General features: G+C 39.1%; 12 protein-coding genes. 4 read left to right on the top strand and 8 right to left on the bottom strand.

Translation table 11 applies throughout. From position 1 onward, the window contains the following. The 3 genes from ACJHV0_RS08145 to efeO all read right to left on the bottom strand — a co-directional run. The coding region (locus tag ACJHV0_RS08145) for a Fe2+/Pb2+ permease (RefSeq protein WP_483133880.1) at positions 1–448 on the bottom strand (448 nt) is incomplete at its 3' end. 9 nt (positions 449–457) lie between these two features. Continuing rightward, positions 458–1,651: an iron uptake transporter deferrochelatase/peroxidase subunit gene (gene efeB, locus ACJHV0_RS08150; RefSeq protein WP_483133881.1), complete on the bottom strand. Its 1,194-nt coding sequence runs from the start codon at positions 1,649–1,651 to the stop codon at positions 458–460. A gap of 10 nt (positions 1,652–1,661) precedes the next feature. Further along, a complete protein-coding gene (efeO, locus tag ACJHV0_RS08155) occupies positions 1,662–2,477 on the bottom strand; it encodes an iron uptake system protein EfeO (RefSeq protein ID WP_483133882.1) in 816 nt (271 codons plus the stop codon). A 174-nt stretch (positions 2,478–2,651) separates the two neighbouring features. Here efeO and uvrB point away from each other — a divergent pair, with 174 nt between their 5' ends. The 4 genes from uvrB to ACJHV0_RS08175 are packed head-to-tail and all read left to right on the top strand — an operon-like array spanning position 2,652 to position 6,785. Beyond that, on the top strand, positions 2,652–4,670 hold the full coding sequence (uvrB, locus tag ACJHV0_RS08160; protein WP_483133883.1) for an excinuclease ABC subunit UvrB: 2,019 nt from the start codon (positions 2,652–2,654) through the stop codon (positions 4,668–4,670). A 2-nt stretch (positions 4,671–4,672) separates the two neighbouring features. Then, on the top strand, positions 4,673–5,074 hold the full coding sequence (locus ACJHV0_RS08165; protein WP_483133884.1) for a hypothetical protein: 402 nt from the start codon (positions 4,673–4,675) through the stop codon (positions 5,072–5,074). 44 nt (positions 5,075–5,118) lie between these two features. Continuing rightward, on the top strand, positions 5,119–5,874 hold the full coding sequence (locus ACJHV0_RS08170; protein ID WP_483133885.1) for a TatD family hydrolase: 756 nt from the start codon (positions 5,119–5,121) through the stop codon (positions 5,872–5,874). 14 nt (positions 5,875–5,888) lie between these two features. Next, positions 5,889–6,785 (top strand): DMT family transporter, encoded by an 897-nt coding sequence (locus ACJHV0_RS08175; RefSeq protein WP_334237534.1) that lies wholly within the window; start codon positions 5,889–5,891, stop codon positions 6,783–6,785. Here the strand turns inward: ACJHV0_RS08175 and ACJHV0_RS08180 are convergent. The 5 genes from ACJHV0_RS08180 to ACJHV0_RS08200 all read right to left on the bottom strand — a co-directional run. After that, positions 6,778–7,227, bottom strand: coding sequence for a helix-turn-helix transcriptional regulator (locus ACJHV0_RS08180; RefSeq protein ID WP_283385902.1), 450 nt, complete (start codon positions 7,225–7,227; stop codon positions 6,778–6,780). The genes ACJHV0_RS08175 and ACJHV0_RS08180 overlap by 8 nt on opposite strands. Then, positions 7,224–7,445: a hypothetical protein gene (locus ACJHV0_RS08185; protein WP_283385901.1), complete on the bottom strand. Its 222-nt coding sequence runs from the start codon at positions 7,443–7,445 to the stop codon at positions 7,224–7,226. Before ACJHV0_RS08185 ends, ACJHV0_RS08180 begins: the two co-directional genes overlap by 4 nt. A 211-nt stretch (positions 7,446–7,656) precedes the next feature. Beyond that, complete coding sequence (locus ACJHV0_RS08190; protein ID WP_283385900.1) at positions 7,657–8,427, bottom strand: Nif3-like dinuclear metal center hexameric protein; 771 nt, start codon at positions 8,425–8,427, stop codon at positions 7,657–7,659. Between the two features lie 72 nt (positions 8,428–8,499). After that, positions 8,500–10,422, bottom strand: coding sequence for a MacB family efflux pump subunit (locus ACJHV0_RS08195; protein WP_483133886.1), 1,923 nt, complete (start codon positions 10,420–10,422; stop codon positions 8,500–8,502). A gap of 34 nt (positions 10,423–10,456) precedes the next feature. Then, positions 10,457–11,539 (bottom strand): ATP-binding protein (locus ACJHV0_RS08200; protein ID WP_483133887.1); only part of this gene is annotated, 1,083 nt, incomplete at its 5' end.

Raw genomic sequence — 11,539 nt, forward strand, 5'->3', positions numbered from 1 at the left:
GTTTTGCCCAATTTCGCCCAAACTGACGAGCTGCTTTTTTAATATTTGTGAGATCTTTGGATTGAGTAGCAACTTTTAGCTCCACATACAGTGGTGTCATTTTTGTGGTGAAATCTTGATGTTTTGCACCGTAATTGACAGGATTTTGCTCCTTTTCAAAGTCATAGAGTTTTTTTGCCAGTTGTTCTAAGGTTTCTACATTTGGGCTATTAATGGCTGATTTAAGGGTGCGTTTTACTTGAATACCGGCAATAGAATCGTTTTGTTCAAGATTGAGAAAATCTTGCTGTAAAGCGGTCAAATTTTGCTGAGATTTTGCAATTTCGCCCTTTTTTGCTTCTGTCATTGCATCAGAAAGTTGCACAAATAAAGGGTTAACATTCACTTTAGCTGGAATTTGATTTGCTGAGAAAAGCAACGAAAGAAGTAGCCAATTTTTAAATTTCATTTATCCTCCTCAAATTAAATCAAAAAGGGCTTTACCCAAGTAGTCGTTTTCATTTTTTACACCCGCAAAACAGGCAAATAAGCCACTGCCGATATGGGTAATATATTCATTCATTTTATCTATATTTCCTAACGCATTTTGGATTTTAATAAATTGCTCGGGACTTTGTTGGAATGAAATAAACAGCAAGCCTGCATCAAATTGTCCTTTATCATCAATACCGCTAGAGTAGGAAAATGACCGACGAAGTATTTTAAGTCCTGTCTTATTCGCAAGATGAGTATGGGAAATGTCAGGGATCGCAAGATTTCCTTTTTCATCTTTTTTCTCTAAATCTAAAGCCTCAAATTCGTGCTGATGTCCAAGCCCGGCCCCTGAATCCCGATGGCGACCAAAGGTCTCTTCTTGCGAGCGGAGATGGGTGCGATCCCACGTTTCTAAAAACATTTTAATACGGCGAACGGCTAAATAAGAGCCACCTTTCAACCAACCATCTTGTACCCAAATGGTATTTTCCTGTTCTTTTAAGGTATCCGCATTCGCTGTACCATCTTTAAAGCCAAACAGATTACGAGGCGTTCTTTCATCAATAAAAGAGTTAAACCCCATTTGCGACCAACGCATTCTTACCTCGCCTCGAGCTACACGAACTAAATTCCGCACTGCGTGGAAGGCGACTTGCGGATCGTTAGCACAGGCTTGAATGCAGATATCGCCGCCGGTATATTCAGCTTGAAGTTGATCTCGAGGGAAGTGGGGGAGATCTTTGAGTTCGGCAGGCTTTAATTTTTCAATACCTAATTTACTGAAAAAGCTCGGGCTAACACCAAAAGTTAATGTCAGATTTTGCGGCGATAAACTATCTGCCTCACCTGTATCATTAGGTGGGATAAACGCATTTTTACTATAAGGCTTCACGTTTTTACCTTGTGTGAGGTTATTGCTATAAGCTGTCCAGTTTTGGAAAATACTTTTCACTTTGGCAATGTCGTGAGTATCTAAATCCAATACCAAAAAGTAGATATGCTTCTGTGCCGGTGTTGTGATACCAGCCTGATGTTCGCCATAAAAAGCGTATTGATTTTGTGCGTTTTGTGGAATTTGACGTGATTCTAAACCAAAAGCAGGAGCAGACAATAAGCCTGCTCCCATTAATGCGGAGTGTTTTAAGAAATCACGGCGAGAACGATTTTCTGCCATCATTTTTACCCCATTATTTAGTTAAAAGTACACCTAATTGAGCTAATGGTTCACCCAGTTGATTCACGGCTTCTGCAAGAGCTTTGATATCGGCTTTTGAAAGAGTATCATAGCCTACATAATCATACCCGCCTGTTTTGGATTTATTATGTTTTTCCAGCAACCCATTTACAGCAGCAAAACGGTTTGCAATTTCAGCGGAAAGTTTGGCATCCACTTTCTCTAATTGCGGTTTAAAAATTTGATAAATTTTCTCCGCCCCTTCAATATTGGCTTTGAAATCATACAAATCGGTTTTTGAGAAAATTTCTTCCTCGCCTGTTACCTTAGTGGTTGAAACTTCGTTTAACAAATCGACTGCACCGGTAATCATTAGCTCAGGCGTAACTTCTGCGGTTGGAATTTTAGCTCGTAACTCTTTCACATCTTTGAGTAATTGGTCGGCAGTTTCTTTTGTACCTTTGGTCGTATTTTTCTCCCATAACACTTTTTCGATTTTGTGGAAGCCGGACCAATCTTTTTCTGTTTTACCTTCTTCGGCTAAATCGGCAAGGCGGGCATCAATACGCGGATCTAAATCGCCAAAGCTCTCCGCAATGGGTTCTGAACGCTCAAAGTGCATTCTTGCAAGCGGGTAGATTTCTTTCGCTTTTTGCACATCGCCTTGTTCGAGATAACCCACAAACTTTTCTGTGCCTGTTACTAACTGGTCGATTTCTTCAATCACAAATTGTTTGTACGTTTCGGTTTCTTTGCTTAAATCTAACGCAACTGCGTGAGCGGCGATAAAAAAGCTAGAAAGGGCAAAAGCAAGTTTGGTTAAACGCATAATAGAATCTCCTAAAATGAAATATGTTGAACTGAATAATAATACTGTTGCGAATTATTCTCAAAAATAAAATAAAAATTTTGTGAGCAACTTCACATTTTAATTTGTAAATTTTTAGCGAAAAAAGACCGCTTGCTTATGCTAAAATAAACTAAATTTTTAGGTAGGAACGATATGAGCAAACAGCACAAACCTTTTATTCTCCATTCTCCATTCAAACCTTCAGGCGATCAGCCGACGGCGATTGCCAAGCTAACGGAAGGCTTAAATGACGGCTTGGCTCATCAAACCTTGCTCGGTGTAACGGGCTCGGGGAAAACATTCACGATTGCGAATGTCATTGCACAACTTAATCGCCCTGCGATGGTACTTGCTCCAAATAAAACGCTCGCCGCTCAGCTTTATGCCGAGATGAAAGCTTTTTTTCCTGAAAATGCGGTGGAGTATTTCGTCTCCTACTACGACTACTACCAGCCCGAAGCTTATGTGCCGGCAAGTGATACCTTTATTGAGAAAGATGCCTCCATCAACGAGCAGATCGAGCAAATGCGGCTTTCCGCCACTAAATCTTTCTTAGAACGCAGAGATACCATTGTAGTTGCCTCCGTGTCGGCAATTTACGGCTTGGGTGATGTTGATGCCTATATGCAGATGATGTTGCATTTGCAAGTAGGAGCAATGATTGGGCAACGTGAAATTCTCACTCGCCTTGCCGAGTTACAATACACACGCAACGATCAGGCATTCCAGCGTTCAACCTTCCGTGTACGTGGCGATGTGATTGATATTTACCCTGCCGAGAGTGATGAAGTGGCTTTAAGGGTTGAGTTGTTTGATGACGAAATCGAAAATCTCTCATTGTTTGACCCACTCACGGGGCATAGTGTAGGTAAAGTGCCTCGCTACACGATTTACCCGAAAACGCACTATGTTACGCCACGAGAACGAATTTTAGATGCGATTGAGCAGATTAAAGAAGAGCTTGCCGAACGCCGAACTTACTTTATTCAAGAAAATAAATTGCTGGAAGAGCAACGCATTGCTCAACGTACTCAGTTTGATATTGAGATGATGAACGAGCTAGGCTACTGCTCAGGCATTGAAAATTACTCACGCTATTTGTCTGGAAGAAAAGAGGGCGAAGCACCGCCGACTTTGTTTGATTATATGCCGACAGATGGTATTTTGGTGATTGATGAAAGCCACGTTACTGTGCCACAAATCGGTGGAATGTATCGGGGCGACCGAGCGAGAAAAGAAACTTTGGTACAGTATGGCTTCCGTTTGCCGTCTGCTCTTGACAACCGACCGCTTAAATTTGAAGAGTTTGAACGCCTTTCGCCACAGACGATCTATGTGTCGGCAACACCGGGAGCCTATGAATTAGAGAAAAATCCCGATGTTGTCGATCAGGTCGTTCGCCCAACAGGCTTACTCGACCCAATTATCGAAGTTCGCCCTGTTGCTACGCAAGTGGATGATTTACTTTCCGAAATTCACAAACGAGTGGCGGTGGACGAGCGAGTGCTGGTTACGACGCTCACAAAAAAAATGGCGGAAGATTTAACCGATTATTTAGATGAACACGGCGTACGAGTGCGTTATTTACACAGCGATATCGATACCGTAGAGAGAGTAGAGATCATTCACGATCTTCGTATGGGAATGTTTGATGTGCTGGTCGGTATCAACTTACTGCGAGAAGGTTTGGATATGCCGGAAGTGTCGCTCGTGGCGATTTTAGATGCGGATAAAGAGGGCTTTTTACGTTCCGAACGCTCGCTTATCCAAACCATCGGACGAGCCGCTCGAAACCTCAACGGTAAAGCGATTTTATACGGCGACCGTATTACCAACTCAATGCAGAAAGCGATTACGGAAACCGAACGACGCCGTGAAAAACAGATGAAATACAATGAAGAAAACGGCATTGTGCCACAGGCTCTGAACAAAAAAGTCGGAGAGTTGCTCGATATAGGACAATCCGACAAGCCAAAACGCGGCAAACAAGCGGTCAAAAAAGCCGAAAATTCTGCAAACGACTACAAACCAAAATCTCGTAAAGAATTGGAAAAAGAGCTTAAAACGCTGGAACAACAGATGCGTGATTTTGCGAAAGATCTGGAATTTGAAAAAGCGGCTGCGGTAAGGGATAAAATTGGGCAGTTGAAGGCGTATTTATTGGAGGTTTAAATATGATTTCTCGTTCATTATTTTCAAAATTAATTTTATTTGCCAAAATTGTTATTTTCTCTCAACTTGTTTTTATGGCGGTTATCTGGATTGCTCACCACATTATGCAGGAGTACAGTAATCCGTTTGAGCGATTTGGTACTTTGTTCAATAATGTGTTTTGGATTGTTATTATTCCAGTGATGGTAAGTAGTGCTGTGATTGTCTATAAAGGTTATACCCAAAAAGATGAAGATAAAGTGTTTTGGATTTATATGGGGTTCTTTTTAATTTGGATTTTTGGTTTTATTTATTTTGAGCCGGCAGTTTATGATAAATCACTGAAAATTTCAGGTGCCGGATTTGCATCGATAATCCCTATTATTTGCTCGAAGTTATTGCCTAAGGAAACAAATAAAGAGTAGCCCTAAGATTCTTGTGAAGAAATCTGTTTTCTCGGAGGAAGAAAATGCTTTTTGATAGCCATATCCATCTCGATCAATTTTCCGATCAAGAAATTGCTGAAATTTTCCAACAACCTAATTTAAGTGGTGTGCTTGCGGTGGCAACTAATCTGAAAAGTTGTGAGAGGTTGTTGGCATTAAAAGATCAATATACCAATTTATATATCGCAGCCGGTTTTCATCCGGAACAGGCTTTGCCTGCTAAGTGTGAAATTGAACAACTTTTTGATTTTATTGCAAAAAATCATAAAAATTTGACCGCTTGTGGCGAAGTGGGACTGCCGCATTATCTGAAGCGAGAAAATCCGGCATTAGATTATCAGCCTTATATTGATTTGTTAGAGCGTTTTATTGTGGCAAGCAAGCGGTATAATTTGCCGTTAAATTTGCATATTGTGTATGAGGATACGGAAATTGCCCTTGAATTGCTGGCAAGACATCAAATTCAAAAAGCCCATTTCCATTGGTTTAAAGCAAGTAATGAAACGTTGGAAAAATTGCTTTTAACCCCTTATTTTGTTAGTCTTACGCCCGATATTTTGACTAACCCGAAAACGCAAAAAGTCGCTCAGACGTTTCCGTTAGAACGGCTTTTAATTGAAACTGATGCCCCTTGGCAACACGAGGGATTTAAGCCTGTAGAAATTACTCAGCAACTCGTTGCCATAATCCAAAAACTAGCGGAAATTAAGCAGTTGCCAGAAAAAGTGGTGGCAGAACAGATCAGCCAAAATACGTATTCATTTTATCTCACTAAATAGAATTTATTAAATCTATGAAAAATCATCAACCGATTAAAGGGGCAATTGCAATTATCACCGCAGGTGTGTTGTTTGCCTGCATTAATACGCTTATTCCAAAGCTGACTTCCATCTCGCCGATTGACTCTAGTGTGATTGCATTAGTGCAATATCTGATTGCGTTTGTGTTTCTTGTGCCAAGTATGAATAATGTCGGCTTTTTCTCATCATTAAAGACGGCACATTTTGGGCAACATTGTCTTCGTATTTTTCTTTCCGCAATCGGTATTCAGTGTTGGACAATGGCATTAGCTAACCAATTACCGATTTGGCAGGGTATTGCGTTACTGATGACATCGCCACTCTTTGTTACCATCGGTTCTGGGTTATTTTTAAAAGAACACGTCGGCAAAAGACGCTGGGTTGCTACCGCACTTGGTTTTGTAGGAGCAATGATTATTTTAGAACCGTGGAGCGATAATTTTAACTTGATTGCATTATTACCACTTGCCGCAGCCTTTTTCTGGGCGGGCTATTCATTGATGGTTAAAAAACTTTCCCGTTATGACAGCCCAACAACAATGGTTGCTTATCTGTTTATTTTAATCACGCCGTTTAACTTGTTGATTGCTTTAACTAATCTCAGCCCAAGCGGATTTAGCCTTCCTTCGTGGAGTGATTTTGGCTTTTTAATTTTACTCGGTTTTTTAACCGCTCTCGCTCAATTAGCAGTAGCAAAAGCCTATAATTTAGCAGATGCTTCTTACATTCAACCGTTTGATTTTATTAAGTTACCGCTCAATGTATTAGCCGGCTGGCTCGTTTTTAACTGGGTACCACCGGGTAAATTATGGCTAGGAGCTGCCATTATTATTGCTGCAACAGTTTATATTACTTATGTGGAAGGGAAGGAAAATAAATCCACTAGTTAATGCTGCACTCTGCTACTTCCCATTGCATTTTGGAAATTTTTTTACGTTGATAGAGCCAATTTGCGACTTCTTTCCAAGAGTAAAGTGCTGAACCACTAGCAACACCATAAATTGGGCGAGGGAAATCTTTTGCTCGTTTACCATTTGCGTAGTTAGAAATTGCTGCACGTGTTAGCCCTGTTCTAGCAGCAATTTCACTTAATGAGCTAACTCCAGCCTCTTGTAACACTAAGTCTGAAAATCCCGCTTGACGGATATCATTAAAAGCAGATTGAATAGCTTCTTGTGCTGTTTTTGCCTCACGATCAAATTCTAAATAGACACTTTGATTATAAAAACAGATTAAGGCATCATCACAACCGGCTTCAAATAAGATATCTTCTAAATTTGGCATCGCTTTCTCTGCATCTCGAATTAATATAGAAAAGTGATAAAGTGTCATTGTTTTTCTCCACATTCGTGAACTTTACGAATAATTTGTTTAGCGTGGTTTTCTGGTGATCTCGGCGTACTCCATACACTCATCTGGTGTTCGCTATGTCCTAAGACACAGCGTAAACGGCAATATGAATGGGCTGATTTGCCTGATTTCAAGATTTCCCAACCATTCTGTACTGCGTAATCTAAAGCAGCTTGTATATGTTTTGGGTGTTTAGACATCTTATCTTATTCTCACATAGTATAAAAATTGTTTACAAATGTAAACAAAAAATGGTAATAAAAATAAGATAACCTTTATAAAAAGTAAGGCAAGCCTTAGTGTTAAGTTTTTCGAACTAGATCGCAAAATTAATATATAAGCAGAAATAAAAACGGTTGAATTTATATTACAAAAAATGAAATAAATTCAACCGCTTGTATTTATTTTGAATTATGCAGGATTATCAATATCAATAAATTCTACGTCTAATCCATATTGCTGAGCCAGCCATTCGCCGAGAGCTTTTACCCCATCCCGTTCTGTGGCGTGGTGTCCGCAGGCGAAATAGTAAATGCCTTGTTCACGGGCAGAATGGGTAGTCTGTTCGGAAATTTCACCGCTAATAAACGCATCGCAGCCTTTTTCAAAAGCGAGATCAATATAGCCTTGTCCGCCACCTGAACAGATACCGATTTTTTTAATCAATTTTTGTGGCGATGAAGTAAATTCGTTGCATAAAATAACGGTGCGTTGTAACGTTTTTTCAAGTTTTTGCTTCAGTTTTTCCGCAGAAATCGGTGTTTCTAATTCGCCATACATTGGAATAGAACTTGGGGTATTTTCTAAACCTTGTAAATTTATTACGCCTAAATGTTTCGCTAGTTGAGCGTTATTACCTAGTTCCGGGTGGATATCAAGGGGTAAATGGTAGCCAAACAGATTAATATCATTCACTAACAGCTGCTTAATGCGTTTACCTTTCATACCACGAATGCACGGGTTTTCGCTTTTCCAAAAATAACCGTGATGGACTAAAATCGCATCTGCATTTTTCTCAATTGCTTTTTCAATCAGAGGGAGTGAGGCAGTTACGCCGGTAATGATTTTTTTGATTTCTTTTTTGCCTTCAACTTGTAAGCCGTTTGGGGCGTAGTCATTAATTGCAGAGCTATTTAGTTTTGTGTTGAGAATGTGTTCTAGTTCAATGTTGGTTATTGTCATTGGTTTTTCCTTTTTATTCTGTAAATAAGCGGTAAAATTTTACAAAAATCTTACCGCTTGTGAAATTATTTATTACTCTTGAGCAAGAGCTGTAATCGGATTAAGCCTTGATGCATTGCGAGCCGGGATATAGCCAAACACAATGCCGATAAGGGTAGAGCAGAGTACTGCAATAATGACGGATTCCGGCGAAAGAATCATTTTAAAGTTTGAGCCTAAATTATTAAACGCCCAAATAATGCTACTTGCCAATAAAATACCAATTACGCCTCCAATCAAGCAAATCACAACGGCTTCAATCAAGAATTGTTGCAAAATGTTACGTTGTTTTGCTCCTATTGCCATTCTCACACCGATTTCACGGGTTCGTTCAGTTACCGAAACTAACATAATGTTCATTACGCCAATACCACCTACAATCAATGAAATCAGGGCAATAGAGGAAATGAGTAATGTCATTGTATTAGTAGTATCGGTAATGGTTTGTTTGATGCTATCACTGTTAATAATAAAGAAATCTTTTTTGCCGTGTCGGGCAGTGAGTAGCTCAGTAATGCTTTTTTCCGCCGTTTGGCTTTCGACATTATCTTTAATTTTAACGGTAAGAGAATCAATCTGTTTTGCCCCTGAAACACGTTGCATAATCGTGGTATAAGGCGACCAAAGCGTTAGACTGGTTTGATTCATTGCATTGGCTTGTTGAGCCACACCAATAATCTGAAGTGGTTTTTTATCCACTAAAATAATTTCGCCTTCCACCGGATTAGGTAAGCCTAAATCTTTTTGCGTGTTGGGATCTATCACAATCACTTGAGCAACATTTTTCACTTCTTCTGTCGTGAAAAAACTCCCTGAAATGAGCTTCAGCCCTTTTACGTCCATAAACTCTTCGCCGACACCACGCACAGAACCAGTTACCGCATTGTTGCCATAGATTAAGGTTGCATTCACATTACTTGATGGTGTTGTGCTTTCAACATAACTTTGTCGGCTTAATGCTAATGCATCACTAATGGTTAGGTTTTTAGTAAGATTGGCTCGTCGGTCGCCAAAGCCTGTACCGTTGAGAATATCCATTGTATTTGTGCCTAAATTATTGATGTTCGCAAGAATTTGCTGTTGCGAACCTTGTCCTAATGCAACAACGGAAATCACTGAGGCAATACCAATAATAATACCAAGCATCGTGAGTAATGCTCTCATTTTATGAGCTAAAATAGCACTGCTCGCCATTTTGAAGGATTCAATTAATTGGTCAAAAAAACGAGGTTGTTTATGGGGTGTTTTATTAAGTTTAAGTTCTGTTGAATAAGGTTTTTGACGTTCATCTCGAATAATTTCGCCATCTTTAATTTCGACTACGCGGCTGGCTTGAGCAGCGATGTTAGGATCGTGCGTAACCATAATGATGGTATGACCTTCTTGGTGCAGATCTCGTAAGATTTCTAGCACCGTTTCACCACTTTTGGAATCTAATGCTCCTGTAGGTTCATCGGCTAAAATAATTTCGCCACCGTTCATTAATGCACGAGCAATACTCACACGTTGCTGTTGCCCACCTGATAGTTCATTCGGGCGATTGCGTGTTTTATCATCTAATCCCAGTTTAGCTAATAAATTATCGGCACGTTGTTTGCGAGATGTGGTATCCATACCTGCATAAATAGCAGGTAGAGCCACATTTTCATTGGCGGTAAGAGCAGGCAATAGATTATAGCGTTGGAAAATAAAGCCGAATTTACGTTGGCGTAGGTCAGAAAGCTCATCAGCGGTCATTTGCTGAGTTTCTTTGCCTGAAATACGGCAAATACCTGAACTTGCGGTATCTAAACAACCGATGATATTCATCAAAGTAGATTTTCCGGAGCCTGATGCCCCAATGATCGCAACAAAATCACCTTGCTCTATGGTAAGGTTAATATTTTTTAAAATATGGGCTTGGTTTTCTCCCAAGCCGAAATATTTATTTAGATTTTCAATCTCGATTAAATTCATACAAGCGGTCGTTTTTCTCATAAATTTTACAAATTTAGGAATGTTGTGCCCAAAGCGGAATAGCTAATTCTACCTTTAGACCACCCATATCGCTTTTTGTTAAATGAATATCACCTTGATGTTGTTGTACCGCATTATGCACAATAGATAAGCCTAAACCTGTGCCGCCTGTTTCTCTAGTTCTGGCTTTATCTACACGATAGAAAGGTTTTAAAATATTTTCATATTCATCTTCTGGCACACCATTTACATCATCTTCAACTACTAGAATTAATTTTTTATCTTGTATATCTATTGAAATAGCTATAATTTGATTCGCATATTTTTGTGCATTACGAACTAAATTTTCCAATGCACTAGCAAGGGAATCCTGAGATCCATTAATAGAATAGAGTGCCGGATTTTCAATATTTTGTTTAACAATAAGAACAATATTATTTTGTGAAGTTTCAAATTTAGCATCTTCAATAACATCTTGCCAGATTTCATTAATTTTAAATATTTTCTTATGAATTTGATAATTCAGTTTTTGTCGAGAAATGACGAGTAAATCTTTGATCATTTGGTCAAGTTTACCAATTTCATTTTCAATTCGATTAATTTCAGGAAGCTCTCCTGCTTTGCGACGTAAAATAGCAGTTGCTAATTGCAATCTTGCTAAAGGGGTTTTTAGCTCGTGAGAAACGTCAGAAATCATTCTCTGTTGTTGTTCAGTTAAGTCTTTTAAACTTGTTACCATATGATTAAAGCTTTTTCCAACCTCTCTTATTTCATAAATTCCCTCTTTTTCAAGTTTAGGATTAGGTTCTAAATGTCCAGTGGCAATAGCATTAGCAGAAGCGGTTAGATTTTGAACTGGTTTGGTGATTTTAAAGGATAACAACACCAATAATGGCATACCTAAAAACAAGAGTATTAATGTTATTAATAATGGAGAGTCTAAAATTGTATTTAGCCATTCTTGTTGAGCATCTACAGCTTTAATAAAATATTGATTATAAGTATGAGTACTAGAATGCACAACAAATGGTCCATATATTTCAATATTTTCAAAACGGCGTTGCAAAGGCTCTTTAGTTTGTTGAGACTGATAGATAAAGAATTGTAATGACTTAAT

The organism is Mannheimia sp., assembly GCF_056854775.1.

Bases quoted from the DNA above. Each gene is read 5' to 3' on its own strand.
- efeB (WP_483133881.1), bottom strand. From the start codon at position 1,651: ATGATGGCAGAAAATCGTTCTCGCCGTGATTTCTTAAAACACTCCGCA.
- efeO (WP_483133882.1), bottom strand. From the start codon at position 2,477: ATGCGTTTAACCAAACTTGCTTTTGCCCTTTCTAGCTTTTTTATCGCC.
- uvrB (WP_483133883.1), top strand. From the start codon at position 2,652: ATGAGCAAACAGCACAAACCTTTTATTCTCCATTCTCCATTCAAACCT.
- ACJHV0_RS08165 (WP_483133884.1), top strand. From the start codon at position 4,673: ATGATTTCTCGTTCATTATTTTCAAAATTAATTTTATTTGCCAAAATT.
- ACJHV0_RS08170 (WP_483133885.1), top strand. From the start codon at position 5,119: ATGCTTTTTGATAGCCATATCCATCTCGATCAATTTTCCGATCAAGAA.
- ACJHV0_RS08175 (WP_334237534.1), top strand. From the start codon at position 5,889: ATGAAAAATCATCAACCGATTAAAGGGGCAATTGCAATTATCACCGCA.
- ACJHV0_RS08180 (WP_283385902.1), bottom strand. From the start codon at position 7,227: ATGACACTTTATCACTTTTCTATATTAATTCGAGATGCAGAGAAAGCG.
- ACJHV0_RS08185 (WP_283385901.1), bottom strand. From the start codon at position 7,445: ATGTCTAAACACCCAAAACATATACAAGCTGCTTTAGATTACGCAGTA.
- ACJHV0_RS08190 (WP_283385900.1), bottom strand. From the start codon at position 8,427: ATGACAATAACCAACATTGAACTAGAACACATTCTCAACACAAAACTA.
- ACJHV0_RS08195 (WP_483133886.1), bottom strand. From the start codon at position 10,422: ATGAATTTAATCGAGATTGAAAATCTAAATAAATATTTCGGCTTGGGA.